Below are 25084 nucleotides of genomic sequence, written 5' to 3'. Positions count from 1 at the left end.
AGACTGAAAAAGCGGGGCAAAAGACCCCGCACACATGAGGAGTTAAGGCATGGGCAAGCCCCGTTTCCCCCAATCGCGTCGCGTGATGTTCGCATCCGTTGCACTTCTGGCATTGGCCGCGTGCGACGAGAACGGCAACATCCAAGGTCAAGATTTTGACTGGGATATCCGCAACTTAGGCGGTGGGTTTGACACCTCGGACGCGGCGCGCAATTTGCCCAACCGGCCCCGCCCCGATGATCGCGGTGTGATCAGCTACCCCAATTATCAGGTTGTTGTCGCCGAACGTGGCGAAACCGTCCGCCAGATCGCCACGCGCCTGAATTTGGACGCGAACGAACTGGCCGCGTTTAACGGCGTGGATGCCGATGTGGCCCTGCGCCGCGACGAAATCATTGCCCTGCCCGCGCGCGTCGCAGAGCCGTCGCTTGCAACAGGTGCCGTTACCAGCGGTCCGATCATGCCGCCGACTGTTGATGTGACAACGCTGGCCAACGACGCGATCAACCGCGCCGGAGAACAGACGACGACCGCAACACCTACACCAGCAGCCCAAACCGGCGCAGAACCGATCCGCCACCGCGTCGCGCGCGGCGAAACCGCATTCCAGATTGCGCGTCTTTATGATGTGCCTGTCGCCGCTTTGTCTGAATGGAACGGCCTTGGAACTGATCTTACGGTGCGGGAAGGCCAGCAGCTGCTGATCCCCGTGGCTGGCGCAACACCGCCAAGCCCCGCCGCAACCGAAGTGCCCGGCGCTGGATCGCGCACACCGACACCGCCAAGCGCGGTTGTGCCGCTGCCCTCGGTGGACGTGACACCGCAAACACCTGAAACCACGCCGGACGCGCCCCCCGCGCCAGATTTGGGCACAGTGGCTCCGACCCCCGCGACCTCGGCCCCGTTCATCATGCCTGTGCAAGGCAGCATCATTCGCGAATACAATCCGGGCCGTAATGAAGGCATCGACATTGGCGTTCCTGCGGGCACGTCCGTCAAGGCCGCTGCCGCTGGCACGATTGCCGCCATCACCCAAAACACCAACGGCGCGCAAATCATTGTGGTGCGCCACACCGGCAACATTCTCACGGTTTACGTGAATGTCGACGATCTGAGCGTGTCAAAAGACGACACCGTGACCCAAGGCCAGTCTATCGCAAAGGTCGCAGCCGGTTCGCCAAGCTTTTTGCACTTTGAGGTCCGCGATGGGCTTGAGAGCGTCGATCCTGCGGATTTCCTTCCTTAAGGCGATCTTCGATCGGCGCGTGCCGCGGGCGGGGTGGCCAAAATTTCTTCGAAATTTTGGGGTGCTAGACGTTGATGCCTTTGCGGCCTGCAAGGTCAACAAAGTACTGCCAAGCGACACGACCGGAGCGTGATCCGCGTGTTGCTTGCCATTCAATCGCTTCGGCGCGCAACGTGGCATCGTCAATCTCAACCCCGTGCGCGTCGCAATAGCCCCGGATCATCGCGAGGTATTCATCCTGATCACATGGGTGGAAGCCGAGCCACAGGCCAAAACGATCCGACAAAGACACCTTTTCTTCGACCGCTTCGGACGGGCTGATCGAGGTCGAGCGTTCGTTTTCGATCATATCGCGTGGCATCAAATGGCGGCGGTTTGAGGTGGCATAGAGCACGACATTGTCAGGCCGCCCCTCGATCCCGCCATCCAGCACAGCCTTGAGCGATTTGTAATGCGCGTCGTCGTGGCCAAAACTAAGGTCATCACAGAACATGATAAACCGTTCGGGGCGCCCCCGCAGAAGCGCCAGACACCGGCCAATGCTGGGCAAGTCTTCGCGCTGGACTTCGACCATCTTCAGATCTTTATGCGTTGCCTGAACATCGCCGTGGATAGCTTTGACAAGGCTAGATTTTCCCATCCCCCGCGCGCCCCAAAGCAGCGCGTTGTTTGCAGGCAGGCCACGCGCAAATTGCACGGTGTTGGCGTGCAACGTGTCGCGGGATCGGTTGATGCCAATCAGCAGCGACAGATCAACACGGTTGACGGTATCAACAGGTTCCAAACGGTCAGGATCGGCGTGCCAGACGAAGGCGGATGCAGTGAAATCCGGGGCGGCCGCAGGCGCTGGGGCCAAGCGTTCCAGCGCGTCCGCGATCCGGTTCAGGACGTCATCATTCACTTCGCCGCCTCGTCGTCCTCGGCCTCTTCGTCGTCAAAATCGTCTTCGTACCATGTGCCCTCAGCGCGCATCTTGGCCTCGCGGCGCACTTCGACGCGGTGGACCAATTGAATGGAAACTTCGTACAGCCCATAGACTACGATGAACAAAATTCCCTGGGTGATAACGTCCGGTGGTGTGACCAGAGCGGCCAGCAAAAGAATACCGACCATCGCATATTTACGCACGTTGCGCAGACCCAGTGCGCTGACCAAACCGGCCTTTCCCATCAGGGTCAAAAGCACAGGTAATTGGAAGCACATGCCAAACGCCATGATAAATTTCAGCGTGATATCAAGGCTTTCGTTCACCTTACCAAAGAACGTGATGCGGATACCGTCATCCACTGCAGGCGCAACAACGCCAGCAGTTTCGCCAACAAACGACCCCATAATGTCGGCAATCAAAGACGGCACATCTGCAAACCCAAGGAAAAACGCCATGGCCAGTGGTGTGACGACGAAATGCGCAAACGACGCCCCGAGAAGGAACATGACGGGCGACGCAATCAGGAAAGGCAGAAACGCCCCTTTTTCCTTTGCGTACAGCCCCGGCGCCACAAACCGCCACAGTTGGAATCCGATGACAGGAAACGCCAGCGCAAAGCCGAACACCATCGAGATGCGGAACAATGTAAACAGGTATTCCTGCGGTGATGTGTATTGCATCGTCGGGCTTGGATCGCCGAGATCGCGCAGCGTTGCTTCAATCGGGCCAAGCAGGAATTGCAGGATCGGTTCGGCCACGGTGAACGCGATCACGATCCCTACGATAAAGGCCAATACAGCGCGGATCAGGCGTGTGCGCAGTTCGGCCAGATGTTCAATCAACGGGGCTGAACTTGCGTCCATGTCATCCGGGGCGTCTGTCTGGCTCATTTAGCGTCCTTCGCAGCCCGTTTGGGGGCTGCTTTCTTTGCTGCAGGTTTCTTGGCGGGCGTTTTCTTGGCCGTAGGTTTTGCCGCAGCGGCCTTACTTGCCGGTTTGGCAGCTGCCGCTTTCGGGGCGGCCTTTTTAGCCGGTGCTTTTTTGGCGGGCACTTTTGGTGCGGCTTCGGCTTTTTCAGCGGCGACACGGGTTTCCGCCGCATGCGCCATGGCCTTGTCGATCTTTTCTTTGTTTGCAGCGCGTTCCGCAGACAATTTAGATTTCAAAGCCTCTGTTTCACCGCCCGATTTGGGCGATGACATGCCGGATGCCTCACGGATTTTGTCGACACCAAATTTTTGCGGGTTGGCGGCGGCTTTGATCGTTTTGTTGATCTCGCTCACCCCTGCCTCATCCGCGGCGGCGTTCATCGCGCTGGAAAATTCCCGCGCCATGCCTTTGGCTTTGCCGACGAACTGCCCCACCTGCCGGAACAAGCCGGGCAAGTCTTTGGGGCCGATCACGATCAGCGCGACGATGCCCACAACGAGCATCTCCATCCAGCTTAGATTAGGCATGGGGCGATCCTTTCACGCGGGGCGCTTAGACCTTGGTGTTTTCATCCGTCGGCGTCACGTCCTTGGCATCATCCGCCATGGCGTCTTCCAATTCGGTCTTGCTGTCATCCACGCCTTTTTTGAACGCCGTGATGCCTTTGCCGACTTCGCCCATAAGGGACGAAATTTTGCCGCGGCCGAACAGGACCAGCACCACGACAGCGATCAGAAGGAGGCCCGGAAGGCCGATGTTGTTGAGCATGTACTCTCTCCAGCAGGGGCGGACGTTGTGCCCGCTTTGATGTTTCAGGCAACAGACGTAGGGGGCATTGGCACGTTTTGAAAGGGGGAAAAGGCATTTCATGGGCTTAAAATGCAGGGGTTTGATGATACTTGCGTCAAAAAATTGACAACTGACAGTTTTTTGACAAACACTATCCCAAAGGAGCCATCTATGCGACGAGCCGACCGCCTCATGAATTTGATTCGCCATCTGCGCGACGGAGAAGTGCACCGCGCCGCCGATATTGCCGCTGCGATGGATGTGTCCCTGCGCACGGTGTACCGCGATATGGAAACGCTGGCGAAATCCGGCGTCCCGATCGAAGGGGAACGCGGCACAGGCTACCGCGTCACGGCCGCGATCACCCTGCCCCCGTTGAACCTGTCCATGGCAGAACTAGAAGCATTGCACGTCGGCCTTGCGGCGATGCGACAGGCACAAGACCCGGACCTCGCCGCGGCCGCATCGTCATTGGCGGCCAAACTGGACGGCGTTTTGCCAGAGGTGAATTCCCCCACGACGCTGGCGGTTTACCCGTTTGCCGATGCAGCGCGCGGGTTCCAGCATTTGCCGAAAATCCGCAGCGCCATTCGCGCGCGTCAAAAACTTAACCTGACGACTGGCGCGAAGGATCGCACAGTGCGCCCGCTGCAACTGGAATATTGGGGGCGGCTTTGGACCTGTGTCGTGTGGTGCGACACGACCCGCAAATTTGATGAATTACGGATCGACCAGATCACCGCATTGCGTGTGCTGCCTGCCCTGTTTGTCGAAGAAGAAGGTAAGCGTCTGCGCGATTATCGATCAGCTGCGCGGGAAGATGAAACACTTGTCGCGCCGGATCATCAGCCATAACACCATACCCTTTTTGGGTAAGAACACGGACGGCACGACCGCTTTCATTTCGCTGCCATCATCCAAGGTAAATTCGACCAAGCTTTCATTGCCCATAAACCGGGCCCGTTTGACGATACCACGTGCTGGCGTGCCATCCGCGATGGTCGGGTTGGGGCCTTTGCCCTGACGATCAAAGTCGATTTTCAGGTGCTGGGGCCGGATAACGATATCGACGGGCGCACCGTCTGTCACGCCGGGCACAAGGAACTGACCGAACGCAGTTTGCGCCAATGCCCCGTCAACCGATGCCTGTACCACATTGATATCGCTAAAGAATGCCGCCGCCTCTTTGTCGACGGGGGTGTTGTAGATATTATAGGGCGCGCCCTTCTGAACGATCTTACCATCACGCATCAATGCAATTTCGTCAGCCATGCGCATCGCTTCGCCCGGTTCATGGGTGACCAGTAAAACGGCGGTGCCTTCGGCCTTTAGCACATCCAGTGTTTCGTCGCGGATGTCATCGCGCAGACGGTCATCAAGGCCGCTGAACGGTTCATCCATCAACATGATCCGCGGGCGCGGGGCCAATGCGCGGGCCAGTGCGACGCGCTGTTGTTCGCCGCCTGACAGTTCGTGCGGATAGCGATCAATGTGGGCCGACATACCGACACGGTCTAACAGTTCGGCGACCCGCGCGCGGTTCTTGCGCGCCGATCCTGTCAGCCCGTAGGCGACGTTGCCCGCAACGCTCAGGTGCGGGAACAATGCAAAATCCTGAAACATCAGGCCAATGCCGCGACCCTCGGGGGGGACGCGTGACGTGCCATCGCAAATCATCTGGCCGTCGGCCCAGATCGACCCCGCGTCCTGCTTTTCGATCCCTGCAATGATGCGCAACGTCGTCGATTTACCGCACCCCGACGGCCCCAGCAGGCACGTCACCTGCCCCGGCTGAACCGTCAGCGACACATCATCCACCACAGCACGACCGCCAAAGCTGCGCTGGATGTTGCGTATTTCAAGGCGGGGGGCGTCGGTCAACAATTTTGGCCTTTAATCCTTACCGAAAAAATCGGGTATACCCGCCAGATAGCAACGCCCCCCGTTTAGGGCAAGTGTTACAGCGTCGCGTTGATCGCACCGCCATCCAGAAGCAAATTCTGCCCGACGATGAAACCGGCACGATCCGAACACAGGAACGCGCAGGCCGATCCGAATTCAAGCGCTGTGCCATAGCGTCCGGCAGGAATTGTTGCCTGACGGTTGGTTTTGGCCTGTTCCATCGAAATGCCTTGGGCGTTGCTGACGCCGGTATCCAGTTGGATGGCCCGGTCTGTTGCATGAATGCCGGGCAGCAGATTATTGATCGTGACGCCCGATCCCGCGATCTGGCGCGATGTTCCAGCCACAAAACCCGTCAGCCCCGTGCGGGCCGCATTGGACAGGCCCAAAATCGGGATCGGTGCCTTAACCGACCCTGACGTAATGTTCACCACACGGCCCCAGCCGCGATCCATCATTGATGGCACCAGTGCTTGGATCAATGCAATCGGCGTCAACATGTTGGCATCAAGGGCGGCGATGAAATCGTCGCGGTTCCAGTCTGTCCATGATCCGGGGGGCGGTCCGCCCGCATTTGTCACCAGGATATCAACGCCTTGCGCGGCCTTAATCGCCATCGCTTGCCCTTCTGGCGTGGTCACATCCGCTGCCGCCGTCACGACATCAACGCCAAACTCTGCGCGGATCGCCTCTGCTGTCGCCTCAAGCGCCTCAGCGCCCCGCGCGTTGAGAACCAGATCGACACCTTCGGCCGCCAGTGCCTCGGCGCAGCCGCGCCCCAGACCTTTGGATGATGCACACACCAATGCCCGCTTGCCTTTAATCCCTAAATCCATTGCCGTTCCTTCCCATTGCGGTCCACGCCGCCTATTAATAACCCATCCGTCAACAAAACCGATGCTTGGCCAGATCGTTGACGATATTTCGCCCCATTTCTAGGGTAGCTATTCGTATATTGACCACCCCTGTTTCAAGTTGAGTTCGCCCCATGTCCAGCAACACACGCAACACCATCGCTGTTTTCCCGTCCGACGCCTTTGTCGTGACAGACGGTGTGGCCGAAGGCGAAGCCGTGTCCTTTATGGACGAATTGATGCTGGATGACGTCTATCAATTGACGGAACACAGCACGCGCAAGGCGTTAACGTACGAAAAGGGCAGCGATAACGGTTTCATTCTGGCAGACGATTCCGAAATCGGGACGCCAGGCAATGCGCTGTATCTTGACTGCTGCATCACATTGATGGGCCGCGACAGCGCAACCTACGAAGCATTGATCCTGGTCGAAGTTGAAGGGGACGAAGCCGCAGAGGTCTACGTCATGCCGCTGGCCAACCTCGATATTGAAACCGACTATCGCCTTGTCGGCGCGGATCGCGATACTGCTTCGGCAAAGTTTGGCGATGTGGCCTGCGTGCGTTTTGCCCGTGGCACCCACATTACGCTGGCATCTGGCGCGCAAGTGCCCATCGAAGACCTCAAGATCGGTGATCGTTTGTTAACCCGCGACGCGGGTCCCCAAGACATCCGCTGGATTGGTGAAACAACACTGCGCGCCGTGGGCGATTACGCCCCTGTGGTGATCCGCGAAGGCGCACTGTTCAACACCCGCGACCTTGTCCTGTCGCCCGATCACCGCCTGTTTATCTACCAACGCGAAGACCGCCTTGGCGCAGGCCGTTCTGAAGTGTTGGTCAAGGTGCGCCACCTGATCAATGGCGACACGGTCTATCAACAAGACGGCGGATTTGTGGACTACTTCCAGATCCTGTTTGACGACCACCAGATTATCTACGCCGAAGGCATCGCGGCCGAAACGTTGTTGGTCGACGCGCGCACCCGCGCCGCACTGCCCGATAACGTCGCGAAAGATAACCACAGTGACACCGCCCATCAGGCGTTTGAGGTGACCGAAAGCCTCGCCAATCGTCCCGACGTCGTGACACTGCTGAAACGGGCATCCTCCAGCTGAAGCGCTGATTGTTTCCGCTCAGGATACAAAAATATTAGTTCAAATTTGATCTTCAACCACCTGTAAACCAACCAGCCTTATCGCTGCGCCATGGTTCATGTTTGCATCCCCCCCGCCCTCATCCTGGCCACAGGCCTATCCCTAAGTGCATGCGGCGACATCAAAGGCGCTCTCGAATTCGCTGATACCCGTGATGATTTTCTGTCGCGACGCGCAACATTGGAAGATCGTTCAAACACTGCTTACCTCGGCGTTCCCGAAACGGGCGAGGCGACGTATCGCGGTGAGGCTTCCCTTGCCGTTGGGACCAAATCCGATGGCGTCGTCCTGCTGGGCGATGCCGCCATCACCGTGGATTTCGACGACAGCACCTTGTCAGGCGAAATGGGCAATTTCAGCGGCTTTGACACCAACGAAGACTTTTCGAAATACGCCGGCGTTCTGGTGCTTGAAGACGGTGTTATTGGTGCCGTGAACCCCAACGATGTTGAAGGTCAAATCGTCGGAGTGCTGACAGGCGACGGCAATGTCATCGGCGTAGATGCCTTCTGGGAAGGCCACCTAAAAGGCACACCCATCATCGGTATCTTGGGCGACACAACACCGGGCAGCAGCACATTCACTTTGAACGACGATGTAGTTCCCGGAACCCTTGTCACCGCCGTTACCGACTAAGCGCGACAGTTCATTGCGCCGCTCCCCCGCGCCCGCTATAGCGCGGGGCATGACAAATCGCCCAGACCTCCCCGCCGAAATTGCCCGCCGCCGGACCTTCGCGATCATCTCGCACCCGGATGCAGGTAAGACGACGCTGACCGAAAAATTCCTGCTGTTTGGCGGGGCCATTCAGATGGCGGGCCAAGTGCGCGCCAAGGGTGAGGCACGGCGCACGCGATCCGACTTTATGCAGATGGAAAAAGACCGCGGCATTTCGGTTTCGGCCTCTGCGATGTCATTTGATTACAAGCACTTCCGTTATAATCTGGTCGATACCCCCGGCCACTCCGATTTTTCGGAAGACACATATCGGACCCTTACAGCCGTTGATGCCGCCGTGATGGTGATTGACGGTGCAAAGGGTGTGGAATCCCAAACGCAAAAACTGTTTGAGGTCTGTCGTCTGCGCGACCTGCCCATCCTGACATTCTGTAACAAGATGGACCGCGAAAGCCGAGATACCTTTGAAATCATTGATGAGATTCAAGAAAACCTCGCTATTGATGTGACCCCTGCAAGCTGGCCCATCGGTGTCGGGCGCGATTTTATTGGCTGTTATGACATCCTGCGCGACCGCCTTGATATTATGGACCGCGCGGACCGCAATAAGGTCGCTGAATCTGTTGAGATCAACGGTATGGACGACCCGAAATGGGAAGAACACGTGCCCGCCCATCTGCTTGCGAAGTTCCGCGAAGACATTGAGATGGCAAAAGAGCTTTTGCCAACGCTCGACCCCAAAGCGGTGCTCGAGGGGACAATGACCCCGATCTGGTTCGGCTCAGCGGTCAACTCGTTCGGCGTGCGCGAATTGATGGAAGGGATCGCCAATTTCGGCCCCGAGCCCCAACCCCAAACCGCCCAACCCCGCACGATTATGCCCGAGGAAAAGAACGTCGCGGGCTTTGTGTTCAAGGTGCAGGCCAACATGGACCCAAAGCACCGCGACCGCGTGGCGTTCGTGCGCATGGCATCGGGCCATTTTACGCGTGGCATGAAACTGACCCATGTACGCACCAAAAAGCCGATGGCGATTTCTAACCCTGTGCTGTTCCTCGCCTCTGATCGCGAACTCGCCGAAGAAGCATGGGCGGGCGACATCATCGGTATTCCAAACCACGGCCAGTTGCGCATCGGTGATACGTTAACGACCGGCGAAATGTTGCAGGTCAAAGGCATCCCGTCCTTTGCGCCCGAACTGCTGCAAGGTGTGCGCGCGGGTGATCCGCTCAAATCCAAGCACCTCGAAAAGGCGCTGATGCAATTTGCCGAAGAAGGTGCTGCCAAAGTGTTCAAGCCCTCATTCGGGTCGGGTTTCATCGTCGGCGTTGTCGGGCCGTTGCAATTCGAAGTTCTCGCGTCACGGATCGAGTTGGAATACGGCCTTCCCGTGCGGTTCGAACAATCCCAATTCACGTCCGCGCGCTGGGTGTCTGGTGACAAAGACGCGGTTGAAAAATTCTCGGCTGCGAATAAACAGCACATCGGAACCGACAGCGACGGTGACACGGTATACCTCACCCGTTTGCAATGGGATATCGACCGCGTCGGGCGCGACTACCCCGACGTGTCCCTGACGGCGACAAAGGAAATGATGGCAGGCTGAGTCCGATCCGCAACATTCTGCCGAATGCCGATTGTGTGACTGGATCGCACTTAGCCGCCGCGTTAGGTTCCCCAAAAAGCCGGAGACATTCATGACCAAGACCTCAGTATCTGCCATCGCTCTTGCTGCGCCTATGACATTTGCCGCTGGTGCGGTTTGGGCTGATGACACCGCAGCCCAGTGGGATTTGCTCGCGCAGATCGAAGTCGAAGAAATCGTTACTGAAACAACCTACGAAGTCCGCAAGGTCTTTCCGTCGGCCATCGAAAACGGCGTGGATCAGTTCGACATTTCTGGCTATCTTGTTCCGTTGTCTGACGGCGTGGAAATCAGCGACTTCATCCTGATTTCCGACATGGGGTTTTGCCCGTTCTGCGGATCGCCTGAACACGGCACGTCTTTGCAAGTGTCTATGGCTGACCCGATCACCTTTGAAGAAGGCAAACGCGTCACGTTGCGCGGCGCATTGGAAACAGTGACGGATCCTGAAACATGGCAGACCACCGTTCTGACCGGTGCCCAAGCGCTGTAAAGGCGCGTAAAATGTCCAAGACCGCTAAATCCCAATGACGTTGCGCAATCGCGTGCAGCCGGATGGCCAAATTCTGGCCGTTCAATCGCGCGGCATGTTCACCGGAAACCGCGGCATATTGCACACCAGCGATAAGATCATGGGTGACGCGCTGTGGAAGCATCGCGCCTGGATTTGTTGCACCCTGACATGGCAAAATCGGCGCCGGCCTGTGATGACGGGCCGCAACTGGACAGAGCTGTTTTTCCTTGATGAAGCGGTCGCCATGGCTGCAGGGCACCGTCCGTGCGCTTACTGCCGCCGTGTAAATTACATTGAATTTTCAGAGGCTTGGGGCACGAAACTGAAAGCGCCCCAGATGGATCAGGTATTGCATGCCGCCCGCGCAATCAACGGCGCACGCAAATTGCAGACACATCATGCAAACGCCGACGCCCTGCCCCCCGGCACATTCATCAAGGCCGACGATATCATGCTAGTAACACAGGACGCGGCGTTGCCCGCCATACCACAAGGCTACGGCGCGCCCGTCCCGCGCCCGACTGGCATCGTCACCGTTCTGACCTGTGTGCCAATGCTGGACGTATTGCGTGGCGGATATGTCCCCGCGATCCACCCATCGGCGCAAACCCCTTTGTTTACTTGACCTTACGCGCGCCCCTGCGTAGGTGTTTGCCACCCAAAAGACAGGCAATTCGGCCCGTCTGGCCGCGTGACGATTGCGGCCTCTAGGCTGCAAACTCCGCGAAAGGAATAACTTGATAAAATTCAGTGACTTAAACCTCGACAAGAAGGTCCTCAAGGCCGTCGAAGAAACCGGCTATGAGACGCCGACCCCTATTCAGGCCGGGGCGATTCCCCCAGCTTTGGAAGGTCGTGACGTTCTTGGGATCGCCCAAACGGGCACCGGTAAGACCGCCAGCTTCACGCTGCCGATGATAACAGCGCTTAAACGTGGGCGCGCCCGTGCGCGCATGCCGCGATCTTTGGTACTCGCGCCGACGCGCGAACTGGCCGCACAAGTTGCGGAAAACTTTGACGCTTATGCAAAATACACCAAGCTAACGAAGGCTTTGTTAATTGGTGGCGTGTCGTTCAAAGAACAAGACAAGCTGATCGACCGCGGCGTTGATGTATTGATCGCGACACCGGGCCGCCTGCTCGACCATTTTGAACGCGGCAAGTTGATCTTGTCAGACGTGAAAATCATGGTCGTCGACGAGGCTGACCGTATGCTCGATATGGGATTCATCCCTGATATCGAACGCATTTTCGGCCTCACGCCGTTTACCCGCCAAACATTGTTCTTCTCTGCCACCATGGCGCCAGAGATCGAGCGGATTACCAACACCTTCCTGTCCAACCCTGCAAAAATCGAAGTGGCACGTGCCGCGACGACGTCCGAGAACATCAAGCAGGGCGTGGTCATGTTCAAAGGTGGCGCGAAAAATGCCGCCGAAAAGCAGAAATTGCTGCGTGATTTGATCGCCTCTGAAGGCGACGAATGCCGCAACGGGATCATCTTTTGCAATCGCAAGATCGACGTAGATGCGGTTGCGAAATCCATGACGAAGGCCGGGCTTGATGCCTCTCCCATTCATGGTGACCTGGATCAAAGCCACCGCATGCGCACGCTTGACGGGTTCCGCGACGGCACGTTGCGCTTTCTTGTGGCGTCTGATGTCGCGGCCCGTGGCCTTGATATTCCGAACGTCAGCCACGTGTTCAACTACGATGTGCCAAGCCATGCCGAAGACTACGTGCACCGGATCGGTCGCACGGGTCGTGCAGGCAAAAAGGGCACGACGATCATGATCTGCACGCCGCGTGATGAAAAGAATTTTGACGACATTGAACGTCTTGTCGAAATGAAAATACCGCGCATGGATGTGCATGGTGTGCGGGCAGACGACGCCCCGAAAGCGGACCCTATCGATGCGAAAGAAGCCCCCAAGGCAGAGGCACCAACTGCGGACACAACGTCTGAGGACAAGCCAAAGCGCACGCGTTCGCGCGGAGGTCGGGGGCGCAAAAAGCCGGACGCGCCCAAGCAGGATGACGTGACCGAACCGACAACAGATACGCCTGTAACGGATGCGCCCAAAACCGAGGCACCCAAAACCGAAGCCCCAAAAACAGATGAGCCTAAGGTCGAGAACAAACCCCAACGGGAGCGGTCACAACGTGGCGGACGTAACCGTGGCGGGCGTGACAATCAGCAGGATCGTGGCGCGAAGATCATTGGTATGGGAGACGACGCCCCGACGTTCATTTCCAAGAGCTTCGAAGAGCGTTACGAAAGCTAACGCACTGCAATAGAAACAAAAAAGGGCGCTCATTCGAGCGCCCTTTTTTCGTTATGGCATCCGATTAACCCAGACGGGAAATCACAACCGTAACCTCGGGCTTCTTGCCGATCTCGCCTTGCGACGTTTTGCGTGCAATTTGACGCAGCTCTTTTTCCAGCTTGGTGTCGTCGGCAATGGTCTTGTTGTTGGCACGGCCCATAAACTGGCTCAGATCTTCTTCGAGAACATCCACCAGTGGCGCGTTGTTGCGTCCGGTTTCCGGCAGGCCCATGACCTCGCACCATGGATCACCCAACGGATCGCCGTCTTCATCAATGATCAGCGTGACAATCACATGACCGTTCAACGCCAACCGGATACGGTCGCGCACGATGCCGTCAAACTGGCCGACTTTCACGCTGCCATCCAGATACGTCCGGCCGGTTTCAATGAACTCCGCAACCCGCGGCTGGTTGCCGGACAGATCGATCAACATGCCGTTCACCGCCAAGACCCCTTGGGTGCCAGCAGCCTCAGCAATTTTGACGTGTTCGCGCAGGTGGCGATGTTCGCCGTGCATCGGGATCAGCGTTTGTGGCTTAACCAGATCGCGCATGGTGTCCAGATCGGGGCGGTTGGCGTGGCCAGACACGTGGTACAGCCCGCCATTATCATCAACCACATCGACACCCAACTCACTGAATTGGTTCATGATATGGATGACACCCTTTTCGTTACCGGGGATCGTTTTGGAAGAAAACAGGAACGTGTCGCCCTCTTTCATCGTGATGCCCATGTATTTGCCATTGGCCAGTTGGGCGGATGCGGCGCGGCGTTCGCCCTGCGATCCTGTCACCAACAGCAACACGTTTTCACGCGGCAAATTACCCACGTCTTCGGGCTGAATGATGTTGGGGAAATCTGTCAGAATACCGACTTCTTTGGCGGCTTCTGTCATGCGTTTCATAGACCGACCCAGCAAACACACCGATCGCCCTGCCCGTTCAGCGGCCAGCGCAATGGTGCGCACACGGCTGACGTTGGACGCAAATGTCGTCGCCGCAACCATGCCTTTGGCGTCCTTCAGAAACTTTTCGATTTCAGGTCCAACAGTGGATTCGCTGCGGCCCTCTTCTTTGGAAAAGACGTTCGTGGAATCGCAAACCAGTGCTTTCACGCCGTCCTTGCCCAATGACGCCCAAAGGTCGTGATCGAACGGTTCGCCCACACCTGGGTCCACGTCGATCTTGAAATCGCCCGTGTGGACGATGCGCCCACCCTTGGTGTCGATCACAAGACCGCTGCTTTCGGGGATCGAATGGGAAATCGGAACGAAGCCAACCTCGAACGGTCCCTTTTTGACAGTCTCGGGCCAAGGGCCGACGACCTTGACCGAATTCTCGGAATAGCCGTGTTCGGACATCTTGCGACGCGCGATGTTGGCCGTGAACGCACGACAATAAATAGGCGCGCCAAGGCGTTCGTACAAATGCCCAACCGCGCCAACGTGGTCTTCGTGCGCGTGGGTGATAAAGATCGCTTCGATCTGGTTTTTGCGGGCCTCGAGCCACGCGATATCCGGCATGATCAAATCCACGCCGGGGGTTGTGTCCATGTCGGGGAATGCCACGCCGAGATCGACAACGATCAGGCGCTCTGCATCCTCTGGGCCATATCCGTAGACATAGCAATTCATACCGATCTCGCCCGCGCCACCGAGGGGGAGATACATCAATCTTGATTTACTCATTTTAGTTATTTTGGTCCTTGTTGAACCTGTGGATCACGGTCAATCCGTGCATCGTCAGGTCATCTTCTATGCAGTCAAAAAGGGCGTAACCACTTGAAAACAATGGTGCCAACCCTCCGGTTCCTACGACTTTCATGGGGCGGTCGTACTCGCCCTTTATCCGTTCACACAGGCCATTGATAAGGCCGATATAGCCCCAAAAAACGCCCGATTGCATGCAGGCCACGGTGTTCGTACCGATCACGGCCTGCGGTTTCGTAATGTCAACGTGGGGCAATGCGGCGGCTGCTTGGTGCAGGGCCTCAAGGCTCAGGTTCACGCCGGGGGCGATGACACCGCCCACATATGCTCCGTCTTCGGCAACCACATCGAACGTGGTCGCGGTGCCAAAATCGACGACGATCAGATCGCCGCCATGGCGATCAAACGCGCCCGCGGTGTTAACCAAACGGTCAGGACCGACCTGCGTGCCTTCGTCCACGCGCGGATCGACGGGTAACAGACATCCTGCTTTGGTCACCACATAGGGACGCGTCCCGAAATAGCGGTCTGCCATGACGCGCAGGTTAAACACGACACGCGGCACGGTGGATGAAATGATCACCTCGTCCACGTGGGCGTCAATTTTGTGGTGGTTCAACAGCGTTGTGTACCACACGAAATATTGGTCTGCGGTGCGCTGCCATTCGGTGCTGGTGCGAAATGTGCATACGAAATCATCCCCGTCCCACAGGGCGAAGACGGTATTGGTATTTCCACAATCGATGCACAGAAGCATATTCAGTCCTTAGAAAAACACGTCGGCGGCGGCGATACTGCGCGGCCCCTTGGCGGTGTTAAGCACCAGATACCCGTTTTCGTCTATAGTATCAAAGCGTCCTGTGATGGACTCAGTTGGAAGACGTGCGGTAATTGTCTCACCCAGTTTTGCCGCGCGTGCCAGCCAAGCCGCGCGGATCGGGGCAAAGCCATAGGTCACAAGCTGCGCGTCATACATCGCAAAGGCCGGCGCGAGGTTTTTCAGGAACGTATCTGGCGACACATCGGCCCCGCTTTCACCCTTTACTGACACAGGATAAACTGCGCTGTCTTCAACCTGATCCATGGCAGGGGCCGCGATCAGGTTAACGCCGATACCAACGGCGACCCCCCACATCTGGCCACCATGGTTAAGACTTTCAAGAAGGATACCCGCGACCTTGCCATTATTCACCAAGACATCGTTCGGCCATTTCAGCGCCAGCATCGGCCCATCGCCCATGACCGCACCCAATGCATCATGAAGCGCGAGGGCGGCTACGAAACTGCGCAAAGACGCGGATTCGGGATCAGCGCAAGGCATTGAAAGCGTGCCGTAAAAGTTGCCTTCTGGCGCGACCCATACACGGCCGCGACGACCACGCGATGCACTTTGACGGGTGGCCGTGAACCACGTCGGGTTAGGGAATTGCCCCGCCTCCTGACGCGCTACATCCAAAGTTGACGTGACTTCGACAGACGGGAAATGGCCCACGCCAGCAGGCCACTCCGGGGCGTTAATTGACAAGGGCAATCGACGCAGCTTCGGCGAGGGGTTCGATGCCAAACAGGTTCACCACCCCGATGACCATGACCGCCGCAGACGCGACGAGGAAGCCCCACAAGATTGGGGACCCGCCCGTATCAAGGTGATCATCATGCTCAGCGCCAAAGTACATGAAAAACACGAGGCGCAGATAGTAAAACGCACCAATCACCGACGCGACAACACCCGCCACTGCAAGCCAAGCAAGGCCCGCTTCGTAGGCGGCTTGAAGAACGTAGAACTTACCGAAAAAGCCAAGCATGGGTGGAACGCCCGCAAGGGAGAACAACAGCACCAACATCGCCAGCGCCTTCAGCGGTTCACGTTTGGAATACATGTTAAGCGACGCAATGTTCGTCACCGGCATGCCGTCTTTTTCCATGGACAGGATGAACGCAAATGTACCGATATTCATGGCAACATAGATCGCGAGATAGACCAGCATCGCCTGAACGCCGAACGCCGTACCAGCGGCCAAGCCCATCAAGGCAAAGCCCATGTGCGCGATGGACGAATAGGCCATCAGGCGTTTGATATCCGTCTGGCCAATCGCCGCAATCGCACCGAGGAACATGGACACGACGGACAAGAACGCCACGATCTGCTGCCAATCCCCTACGGAATTGCCAAACGCGTCATGCACAACCCGCGCGAACAGCGCCATTGCGGCCACCTTTGGGGCCGTAGCAAAGAAGGCCGTGACAGGTGTGGGTGAGCCTTCGTAAACGTCTGGCGTCCACATGTGGAACGGCGCGGCGGATACTTTGAATGCGAAACCCGCGGACAGAAACACAAGGCCGAACAACAGGCCAAGTGACACATCTGTTTGTGTGGCTTCGATGATGCCCGCAAAGGACGTGGTGCCTGCAAAGCCATAAGTCAGGGATGCACCATAAAGCAACAAGCCAGACGAAAGCGCGCCCAGCACAAAGTACTTCAGGCCAGCCTCAGTGGATTTCACAGAGTCGCGGCGCAGGGATGCAACGACATACAGCGCCAAGGATTGTAGCTCTAGGCCCATATAAAGCGACATCAGATCGCCTGCGGATACCATCATCATCATGCCGACAACGGCCAAAGCGATAAGCAGTGGATATTCGAAACGCAGAAGGTCGCGTTTCAGCATATAGTCCTGGCTCATCACCAATACGGCGGCGGCGGACAGCAGGATCGCGACTTTGGCAAAGCGTGAAAACGCATCATCCACGAACATCCCGTTGAAGGCCATCGTAGCGCCCTCACCCGTCGTGCCAATCCAGAAGGCCACCACGACAAAGAGGGCTGCGGTGATCCAAACCAGCAGCGGCGCTGCCTTATCTTTCACCGTATAAACCGCCGCCAACAAAGCACCCATCGCATACAGCGACAGCACGATTTCCGGCAGGATGGTGTTGAGATCTTGGGACAACATCAAAGCGTTCCTTAATTCTGAGCCATTTGCGTCGCGGCTTCAAAAGCCGCCTGTGCAGTTTCAACCTGGCCAACCAACGCGGCGACCGATGGCCCGATAATATCGGTGACGAGCGACGGATAGACGCCCAGCAAAATGGTCATGACAACAAGCGGTGCAAAGATCGCACGTTCGCGCGTCGTCATGTCGGTGATGGATTTCAGGCTTTCCTTGATCAGGTCACCCATGACAACGCGGCGATAGAGCCACAGCGCATAAGCGGCCGAGAAAATTACGCCAGTTGTCGCCACAGCAGCAACCCAAGTGTTGACTTGGAACACGGCCATCAACGTCAGGAATTCACCAACGAAACCGGACGTGCCCGGGAGGCCAACGTTTGCCATCGTGAAGAACATAAAGATCAGCGCGTAGGCCGGCATACGGTTCACAAGGCCACCGTAGGCGTCGATTTCGCGGGTGTGCATCCGGTCATAAATCACGCCAACACACAGGAACAACGCACCAGAAATGAACCCGTGGGACAGCATCTGGAAAATCGCGCCATCGAGGCCTTGCTGGTTAAACGTAAAGATACCCATTGTCACAAAACCCATGTGCGCGACCGATGAATAGGCGATCAGTTTCTTCATGTCTTCTTGGACCAACGCGACGAGCGACGTGTAAACAATCGCAATCGCGGACATCCACAGCACCAACGGTGCCATGATGTCAGACCCGACAGGGAACATCGGCAGTGAAAAGCGCAAGAAGCCGTAGCCACCCATTTTCAACAGGATCGCCGCCAGTACGACTGAACCCGCAGTGGGGGCCTGAACGTGGGCATCGGGCAACCATGTGTGAACAGGCCACATTGGCATCTTCACCGCGAAAGAGGCGAAGAACGCCAGCCACAACAGGGTTTGCATGCCGCCGATGATCTGGACGCCAAGGATGCTGAAGCTTTCGGTTTCGAACGTGAAGTTCATCAGCGTCGGGATGTCAGTGGTGCCCGCAGCAACGAACATGCCAACCATTGCCACCAGCATCAGCACAGAGCCAAGGAAGGTATAGAGGAAGAATTTGAACGACGCATAAATCCGTTCCTTGCCGCCCCAGATGCCGATGATCAGGAACATCGGGATCAGGCCGGCCTCAAAGAAGAGGTAGAACAACACCAGATCGAGCGCCATGAACACGCCGAGCATCAGAGTTTCAAGCAGCAGGAACGCAATCATGTATTCCTTCACGCGCACTTTGACGTCCCAGCAGGACGCGATGACAAGCGGCATCAGGAACGTGGTCAGCATGACGAACAGGATCGAAATCCCGTCCACGCCCATCTTGTAGTTAAAACCCATGATCCATTCGCGGTCTTCAACAAACTGGAAACCCGTGTCTTGGGCATCAAATCCCACAAGAATGAACAGCGACACAACGAACGTCATGACCGTAGCAGCGACAGCAACCCATTTGGCGTTGCGGTTCGCTGCGCCATCGTCACCGCGTAAAAACAGTGCCAAAATCGCCGCGGCAATCGCGGGGATAAAGGTTGTGATACTCAGGAGGTTATCCATTATTCGTACCCTCCGAAGATCGTGAAGTAGGTCAGGATCACCACGATCCCGATCACCATGGCAAATGCATAGGTAAAGACGTAGCCGGACTGCGCACGCCCAGCGAGGCGGGTCAGCGTCGGGATGATACCCATAGCAATTCCATTGATTCCGCCATCGATGACATTGCCATCACCGCGCTTCCACAGGAAGGTACCAAGCCACATGGCGGGCTTGATGAAGATCACGTTGTACAGCTCATCAAAGTACCATTTGTTCAGCAAGAAGTTGTAAAGCGGGGCCTGCTGCTCTGCCAATTTCTTGGGCAGTTCAGGTCTGCGGATGTAGAACACCCACGCTGTGATAAAGCCCAGAAGCATTGCAAAGAACGGCGACAGTTTCACCCAAACCGGAACGCTGTGCGCGTCGTCCAGTGTTGTGTTGTCATGCGCTACATAAATCGCGCCCTGCCCCGGTTCGCCGTCAAAGGCGTAGTGCGTTTCTTTATGGCCTTCGTCAGCGTGGTCATCGCCGTGGGCATCATCATCAGATGCGTGATCATCGCCATGCGCACCTTGTTCAGCATAAGCCACACCAAAATATTGGCCGACGTACTTCGCATTCCCGAAGAACGGTTTGTAAAACACCATGCCCGCAAAAATCGCACCAACCGCCAGGATCGCGAGAGGGGCCAACATGACCTTCGGGCTCTCATGCGCATGTTCGTGCGTATGTTTGTCACCGCGTGGAGTGCCGTAGAATGTCAGGAAAATCAGGCGCCAGCTGTAGAAGGACGTAAACAGCGCAGCGACGACCAGCATCCAGAACGCATAGCCACCGCCAGCGGCATAAGCGCTTTCAATGATCGCATCCTTGGATACGAAGCCCGCGAAACCAACCGGGAACCCTATGTAAAGCAGCGGCACACCAAAGCCAGTGATCGCCAACGTGCCGATCATCATGGCGCGGAACGTCCATGGAAGTTTGTGGCGCAGACCGCCGTAGTTACGCATATCTTGTTCATGGTGCATCCCGTGGATCACAGAACCTGCCCCAAGGAACAACATCGCCTTAAAGAACGCGTGCGTCAGAAGGTGGAACATCGCGACGGAATAAACACCAAGGCCGGCAGCCACGAACATGTAACCCAGCTGGGAACAGGTCGAATAGGCGATGACGCGTTTGATGTCATTTTGAACAAGGCCAACAGTGGCGGCAAAGAACGCTGTGGTCGCGCCAAGGAAGACAACAAAGCCTGTCGCGCTTGGCGCAAATTCCATGATCGGCGACATGCGACAAACAAGGAAGACACCCGCCGTCACCATGGTCGCGGCGTGGATCAGCGCGGACACAGGTGTCGGGCCTTCCATCGCGTCGGGCAGCCAGGTGTGCAGGATCAGCTGCGCGGATTTACCCATGGCACCCACAAACAACAGGAATGCTATGACTTCGGCAGCGTTCCAATCACGCCACAAGAACGTCAGCGTGGTTTCGGCAATCGCCGGAGCCTCAGCAAAGATGACATCAAAGTTGATGGACCCCGTGACGTAGAAGATCGCAAAGATACCCAACGCAAAGCCGAAATCACCCACACGGTTGACGACGAACGCCTTGATCGCGGCGGCATTTGCAGAGGGCTTTTTGTAGTAGAACCCGATCAAAAGGTAGGACGCGACGCCCACGCCTTCCCAGCCAAAGAACATTTGCACAAGGTTGTCGGCTGTCACCAGCATCAACATCGCAAAGGTAAAAAAGCTTAGATAGGCAAAGAAACGTGCCTTGTAAGGCGTGTCAGGAAACTGTTCGTCGTGTGCCATGTAACCGAAGGAATACAGGTGCACCAAGGCAGATACAGTATTGATCACCACCAACATAATCACCGTCAAACGGTCGATCCGAATACCCCAGGACGTATCAAGTGTGCCGGACTGGATCCAGCGCATCAGTTCGATCGTGTAGTAACCGTTGTCGTGCGCGGCCGCATCGAACGTGAGCATAATTACCCAAGACAGGATCGCCGCAAGGAACAACAGCGACGTCGTCAGCCACTGCGCTGCGGTCTCGCCCATTATTTTCCAGCCAAAGCCGCCCAAAAGGGCGCCGACCAACGGGGCAAAGAGGATGATGGTTTCCATGATGGATCAGTCCTTGGTCTTAGTATTGGGCGCGAGGTCTTTCATCGCGAAGTAATAGACACCCCAGACGCCAATCGCGACGGGCAGCAACCAGATATATTGAAGGGCGATAGACATAACGATCAGCCTTTCATGACGTTGACGTCTTCGACATCAATCGTGCCGCGGTTGCGGAAGAAGCAAACAAGGATCGCAAGGCCAATCGCGGCCTCAGCGGCGGCAACCGTCAGCACGAACAGAGTAAACACCTGCCCGACGAGGTCACCAAGGAATGAAGAAAACGCCACAAGGTTGATGTTCACTGCGAGAAGCATCAATTCAATGCTCATCAACAAAATGATCACGTTCTTGCGGTTCAGGAAAAGCCCGAAGATGCCGATAACAAACAGCGTCGCTGCGACGGTCAAATAATGTTCAAGTCCGATCATGATTACAGCCCCTGCCCTGGTTTCACGTCTTTGAGTTCCATCTGCTTTGCAGGATCGCGCATCATCTGGCCCACGATGTTCTGTCGCTTGACGTCCGTGCGGTGACGCAGTGTCAGAACAATTGCGCCGATCATGGCGACCAGCAGGATCAGGCCTGCCAACTGGAACAACAAGAAGTAGTCATCATAAAGAACAAGGCCGAGCTGCTTGGTATTTTCCGCGTCTGTGAAAGGCTGCGCGATGCGCAAATCTGCACCTTCCGAAAAGCCCCAGACGCCAAAGGCAATCGCCAACTGCATCAACAAAACAACGCCGATCAACAGCGCCAGCGGCATATAGCGCGCCATTTCGGCCTTAAGCTCTGCGAAATCTACGTCCAGCATCATAACGACGAACAAGAACAGCACCGCAACCGCACCAACGTAGACGATAATCAGCAGCATCGCGACGAATTCCGCCCCGAGCAGCACGAACAAACCTGCCGAAGACAGAAACGCGAGGATCAGCCAAAGGACCGAATGCACGGGGTTGCGCGAAATGACCGTCATCAGACCGCCTGCAATCGTCGTCACCGCGAATGCGTAAAATGCAATCACCACTGGTGTCATGTTGTCGTGTCCTTCTTGATGACGTTTTGCGCAATCTCGAGCGCCTTTGTCATGGCCGGTGCGCCGCCAAACAGGCCAGCCAGCGCAATCGTCTCGTTTATTTCTTGACCCGTGGCGCCAGCTTCGACGGCGTGGCGCACGGTCAGTTCGATCTGCGGTTCCGCCAGCGCGCCCTGAATGGTCAGGCCGTGTAGCGTCAACAGCAGTTTGGTTTTGGCATCCAATGCGTCCGGGTTCGCACCCTTGCCCATAAACGCTTCCATCACGTCGGCGGGCATGGTCGGCATAAGATCAGCCACCCCTTTCATGGACTCGGCCATGACATCAGCGAACTCAGGGGATACCCCCTTCGCCCAGTCCTGACTGGCCTTCATCCATGCATCAAAGGGGTTTTGATCGCTCATCGGTACGGTGCATCCAATTCAAGGTTGCGCGCGATTTCGGCCTCCCAACGGTCGCCATTATCGAGGAGCTTTTCTTTGTCGTAATACAGTTCTTCACGGGTTTCCGTGGAGAATTCAAAATTCGGGCCTTCGACGATCGCATCCACCGGGCAGGCCTCTTGGCAGAAGCCACAGTAGATGCATTTGGTCATATCGATGTCATAGCGCGTGGTGCGGCGCGACCCGTCATCACGCGGTTCGGCATCGATAGTAATCGCCTGGGCGGGGCAAACAGCCTCGCACAACTTACAGGCAATGCAGCGCTCTTCACCATTCGGGTAACGGCGCAGCGCATGTTCACCACGAAAACGCGGGGACAAAGGCCCCTTTTCATGCGGGTAGTTCAGCGTAGCTTTGGGCGCAAAGAAGTACTTGAGCCCAAGTTTGAACCCTTTGGCAAAATCCGCCAATAAAAAATATTTCGCAGCACGTGTGTAGTCAAAGTCGCTCATGTCGTCGCCTCCGCCTTAATGTCGTCGTCGCCCCAGCGGCGAATGTAGCTGGTCTGATGAACAGTCTCTTCCGACATACCGTCGCTGGTTTTTCGAACCTCGGAATACAGATACAACTTGCCGCGCGGAATGACCCGCCAGAACAGCAAAAACTTGTTTCCGATCTTGGAACGACTGGTCAGATCGTTCGGATCTGGCATCACTTTATAGTACTTTTTCGGTGTTTCGCTCACACCGACGCATTTTTCAACCAGACTTCCACATTTACGGACCCAGAAGGAATAAACCAACTCTGGACTGAACTGGTAGATACCATGGCCAGGCCAGCCGTTTAGTGGGTTTACACCCACAAAAATGCCGCCCTTGCGGAGCATCTTAAAAACGTTCTCAAGCGCGACCGGTACATTGAACACGTGCTCAAGTGTGCCGCCATCAAAGATGAAATCGAATTGGTTGTGCAGCTCTTTCGGGACCGGCTTATTCAAGTCGTGCAGAATACCGCCCTCGTTCGCATCAAACTCGTAATCAGAATAGTCGATCGTTTCGACCCGTCCAAAACCCATTTTGGCAAACATCTGTTCGGCGTAGCCATCAGCCTGCACCAGTTCTTCCAATTGGACCGAAAGGCCCGCCTTTTCCAAAGCGGCACGGTAGTGCCGTTCGTGGCGAGTGCGCTTTCGTTTGGTGCTTCCTAGGCCATAGCGGAATTTCTGGCGCCCAAGCATCAGCCCACGACCAGTGACCGTTTCACGGCCCGCAAGATCGGCCAGCTGCATGAAGGTTGCGCAGTCAATGCCCACTGGCTTAGCCCCCTACAGCCCAGCGGGCCCAAAAGCCGCCAGCCACTTCGAATTTCGCTAGAAACGCGACCAGAACAACCCAGAACAACGACATCGGTAGGAAGACTTTCCAGCCAAGACGCATCAGTTGGTCGTAGCGGTAGCGCGGTGTGATGGCCTTCACCATTGCGAAGATAAAGAACACAAAACCCATCTTTGCGATCAACCAGCCGATGCCGTTTGGCAGGCCCGGGATCGGGGACAGCCAGCCGCCAAGAAACAGCAGCGACACCAATGCGCACATCAACACGACGGCCATCAATTCACCGATCATGAACAACAGGAACGGCGTGGATGAATATTCAACTTGGTAGCCTGCAACCAGTTCGGACTCAGCTTCCGGAAGGTCGAACGGTGGGCGGTTCGTTTCTGCCAAGGCGCTGATAAAGAACAAGAACACCATGGGGAAGTGCGGGATCAGATACCAATTCAGCATCCCGTAATCGCCGTCTTGTGCATTTACGATGGCACCAAAATTCATCGAACCGGTGGAGATAATTACACCAATGATGATCAAACCAAGCGAGACTTCGTAAGAAATCATCTGCGCGGCAGAGCGGAGCGACCCGAGGAATGGATATTTGGAGTTGGACGCCCAACCACCCATGATCACGCCGTAAACCTCAAGCGAGGACACCGCAAAAACGAACAGGATCGCGACGTTGATATCAGACAACACCCAACCGTCGTTGAACGGAATAACGGACCAAGCGACCACTGCGAGAACAAAGGTGATCATCGGCGCGAGGAAGAACACGGCCTTGTCAGCGCCCGCAGGCACAACGACCTCTTTCACGATGTATTTGATGAAATCCGCAAAGGATTGCAGCAAACCAAACGCGCCAACCACGTTTGGCCCTTTGCGCATCTGCACGGCGGCCCAGACCTTGCGGTCCGCATACATCAGGAACGCCAAGGCGACCAAAAGCGGGATCAGGATCAACAGACATTGACCAAGGATCGTCAGGATAATCCCGAGGTTCGTGGTGGTGAAAAATTCAATCATTCGTCTT

26 protein-coding genes are annotated in these 25084 nt (G+C 56.4%); 8 read left to right on the top strand and 18 right to left on the bottom strand.

The window, feature by feature from the left end; genetic code table 11:
• The first annotated feature begins 49 nt into the window (after positions 1-49).
• Positions 50-1246, top strand: a complete 1197-nt coding sequence (locus L0664_RS13830; protein ID WP_235226473.1) for a peptidoglycan DD-metalloendopeptidase family protein — start codon at positions 50-52, stop codon at positions 1244-1246.
• A gap of 64 nt (positions 1247-1310) precedes the next feature.
• Here L0664_RS13830 and L0664_RS13825 read toward each other — a convergent pair whose 3' ends face one another.
• From L0664_RS13825 to L0664_RS13810, 4 genes are read right to left on the bottom strand one after another with little or no spacing between them, the layout of a single operon-like run.
• Complete coding sequence (locus tag L0664_RS13825; protein ID WP_235226472.1) at positions 1311-2147, bottom strand: ATP-binding protein; 837 nt, start codon at positions 2145-2147, stop codon at positions 1311-1313.
• Positions 2144-3064, bottom strand: a complete 921-nt coding sequence (gene tatC, locus L0664_RS13820; protein ID WP_235226471.1) for a twin-arginine translocase subunit TatC — start codon at positions 3062-3064, stop codon at positions 2144-2146. The genes L0664_RS13825 and tatC overlap by 4 nt, the downstream gene beginning before the upstream one ends.
• A complete protein-coding gene (gene tatB / locus L0664_RS13815; RefSeq protein WP_235226470.1) occupies positions 3061-3630 on the bottom strand; it encodes a Sec-independent protein translocase protein TatB in 570 nt (189 codons plus the stop codon). Before tatB ends, tatC begins: the two co-directional genes overlap by 4 nt.
• Positions 3631-3655: 25 nt before the next feature.
• Complete coding sequence (locus L0664_RS13810) at positions 3656-3871, bottom strand: twin-arginine translocase TatA/TatE family subunit (RefSeq protein ID WP_235226469.1); 216 nt, start codon at positions 3869-3871, stop codon at positions 3656-3658.
• Between the two features lie 192 nt (positions 3872-4063).
• Between L0664_RS13810 and L0664_RS13805 the strand changes: the two genes are divergently transcribed.
• A complete protein-coding gene (locus tag L0664_RS13805) occupies positions 4064-4747 on the top strand; it encodes a helix-turn-helix transcriptional regulator (protein ID WP_235226468.1) in 684 nt (227 codons plus the stop codon).
• On the opposite strand, the gene L0664_RS13800 is transcribed toward L0664_RS13805, so the two are convergent.
• Both L0664_RS13800 and L0664_RS13795 read right to left on the bottom strand, forming a co-directional pair.
• On the bottom strand, positions 4697-5773 hold the full coding sequence (locus L0664_RS13800) for an ABC transporter ATP-binding protein (RefSeq protein ID WP_235226467.1): 1077 nt from the start codon (positions 5771-5773) through the stop codon (positions 4697-4699). The two genes, L0664_RS13805 and L0664_RS13800, sit on opposite strands and share 51 nt — an antisense overlap.
• A gap of 77 nt (positions 5774-5850) precedes the next feature.
• Positions 5851-6630, bottom strand: coding sequence for an SDR family oxidoreductase (locus tag L0664_RS13795; RefSeq protein WP_235226466.1), 780 nt, complete (start codon positions 6628-6630; stop codon positions 5851-5853).
• 152 nt (positions 6631-6782) lie between these two features.
• Here L0664_RS13795 and L0664_RS13790 point away from each other — a divergent pair, with 152 nt between their 5' ends.
• The 6 genes from L0664_RS13790 to L0664_RS13765 all read left to right on the top strand — a co-directional run bounded on the left by L0664_RS13790 (position 6783) and on the right by L0664_RS13765 (position 12927).
• Positions 6783-7766 (top strand): Hint domain-containing protein, encoded by a 984-nt coding sequence (locus L0664_RS13790; RefSeq protein ID WP_235226465.1) that lies wholly within the window; start codon positions 6783-6785, stop codon positions 7764-7766.
• Between the two features lie 90 nt (positions 7767-7856).
• On the top strand, positions 7857-8441 hold the full coding sequence (locus L0664_RS13785) for a HupA family protein (RefSeq protein ID WP_235226464.1): 585 nt from the start codon (positions 7857-7859) through the stop codon (positions 8439-8441).
• 49 nt (positions 8442-8490) lie between these two features.
• Positions 8491-10089 carry a peptide chain release factor 3 gene (locus tag L0664_RS13780; RefSeq protein WP_235226463.1) on the top strand — a complete coding sequence of 533 codons (1599 nt, stop codon included), beginning with the start codon at positions 8491-8493 and terminating at the stop codon, positions 10087-10089.
• Positions 10090-10180: 91 nt separating this feature from the next.
• Positions 10181-10621, top strand: coding sequence for a hypothetical protein (locus tag L0664_RS13775; RefSeq protein WP_235226462.1), 441 nt, complete (start codon positions 10181-10183; stop codon positions 10619-10621).
• A gap of 34 nt (positions 10622-10655) precedes the next feature.
• Positions 10656-11267, top strand: a complete 612-nt coding sequence (locus L0664_RS13770; protein WP_235226461.1) for a hypothetical protein — start codon at positions 10656-10658, stop codon at positions 11265-11267.
• Positions 11268-11379: 112 nt separating this feature from the next.
• A complete protein-coding gene (locus L0664_RS13765) occupies positions 11380-12927 on the top strand; it encodes a DEAD/DEAH box helicase (RefSeq protein ID WP_235226460.1) in 1548 nt (515 codons plus the stop codon).
• Between the two features lie 64 nt (positions 12928-12991).
• Here L0664_RS13765 and L0664_RS13760 read toward each other — a convergent pair whose 3' ends face one another.
• From L0664_RS13760 to nuoH, 12 genes are all read right to left on the bottom strand, one after another.
• The gene (locus L0664_RS13760; RefSeq protein ID WP_235226459.1) at positions 12992-14659 is read right to left on the bottom strand and encodes a ribonuclease J; all 1668 of its coding nucleotides are present in this window, start codon (positions 14657-14659) and stop codon (positions 12992-12994) included.
• Between the two features lies 1 nt (position 14660).
• On the bottom strand, positions 14661-15437 hold the full coding sequence (locus L0664_RS13755) for a type III pantothenate kinase (protein ID WP_235226458.1): 777 nt from the start codon (positions 15435-15437) through the stop codon (positions 14661-14663).
• A 9-nt stretch (positions 15438-15446) separates the two neighbouring features.
• Positions 15447-16205, bottom strand: a complete 759-nt coding sequence (locus L0664_RS13750) for a biotin--[acetyl-CoA-carboxylase] ligase (RefSeq protein WP_235226457.1) — start codon at positions 16203-16205, stop codon at positions 15447-15449.
• Positions 16195-17634, bottom strand: a complete 1440-nt coding sequence (nuoN, locus tag L0664_RS13745; RefSeq protein WP_235226456.1) for an NADH-quinone oxidoreductase subunit NuoN — start codon at positions 17632-17634, stop codon at positions 16195-16197. Before nuoN ends, L0664_RS13750 begins: the two co-directional genes overlap by 11 nt.
• An 11-nt stretch (positions 17635-17645) precedes the next feature.
• Positions 17646-19187: an NADH-quinone oxidoreductase subunit M gene (locus tag L0664_RS13740; protein WP_235226455.1), complete on the bottom strand. Its 1542-nt coding sequence runs from the start codon at positions 19185-19187 to the stop codon at positions 17646-17648.
• On the bottom strand, positions 19187-21301 hold the full coding sequence (nuoL, locus tag L0664_RS13735) for an NADH-quinone oxidoreductase subunit L (protein ID WP_235226454.1): 2115 nt from the start codon (positions 21299-21301) through the stop codon (positions 19187-19189). Before nuoL ends, L0664_RS13740 begins: the two co-directional genes overlap by 1 nt.
• Positions 21302-21423: 122 nt before the next feature.
• Positions 21424-21729, bottom strand: a complete 306-nt coding sequence (gene nuoK / locus L0664_RS13730) for an NADH-quinone oxidoreductase subunit NuoK (RefSeq protein ID WP_009157946.1) — start codon at positions 21727-21729, stop codon at positions 21424-21426.
• A 2-nt stretch (positions 21730-21731) separates the two neighbouring features.
• A complete protein-coding gene (locus L0664_RS13725) occupies positions 21732-22337 on the bottom strand; it encodes an NADH-quinone oxidoreductase subunit J (protein ID WP_235226453.1) in 606 nt (201 codons plus the stop codon).
• Positions 22334-22741, bottom strand: a complete 408-nt coding sequence (locus L0664_RS13720) for a carboxymuconolactone decarboxylase family protein (protein ID WP_235226452.1) — start codon at positions 22739-22741, stop codon at positions 22334-22336. Before L0664_RS13720 ends, L0664_RS13725 begins: the two co-directional genes overlap by 4 nt.
• On the bottom strand, positions 22738-23232 hold the full coding sequence (gene nuoI, locus L0664_RS13715; RefSeq protein ID WP_235226451.1) for an NADH-quinone oxidoreductase subunit NuoI: 495 nt from the start codon (positions 23230-23232) through the stop codon (positions 22738-22740). The genes L0664_RS13720 and nuoI overlap by 4 nt, the downstream gene beginning before the upstream one ends.
• Positions 23229-24008 carry a methyltransferase domain-containing protein gene (locus L0664_RS13710; protein ID WP_235226450.1) on the bottom strand — a complete coding sequence of 260 codons (780 nt, stop codon included), beginning with the start codon at positions 24006-24008 and terminating at the stop codon, positions 23229-23231. The genes nuoI and L0664_RS13710 overlap by 4 nt, the downstream gene beginning before the upstream one ends.
• A gap of 28 nt (positions 24009-24036) precedes the next feature.
• Positions 24037-25077 carry an NADH-quinone oxidoreductase subunit NuoH gene (nuoH, locus tag L0664_RS13705; RefSeq protein ID WP_235226449.1) on the bottom strand — a complete coding sequence of 347 codons (1041 nt, stop codon included), beginning with the start codon at positions 25075-25077 and terminating at the stop codon, positions 24037-24039.
• Between the last annotated feature and the right edge of the window lie 7 nt (positions 25078-25084).

It is taken from the genome of Octadecabacter dasysiphoniae (assembly GCF_021532615.1).
In the GTDB taxonomy this organism is placed as follows: Bacteria; Pseudomonadota; Alphaproteobacteria; order Rhodobacterales; family Rhodobacteraceae; genus Octadecabacter; species Octadecabacter dasysiphoniae.
The sequence above is the reverse complement of the archived record's forward strand: the minus strand, read 5'-3'. Positions and strand labels throughout refer to the sequence as shown.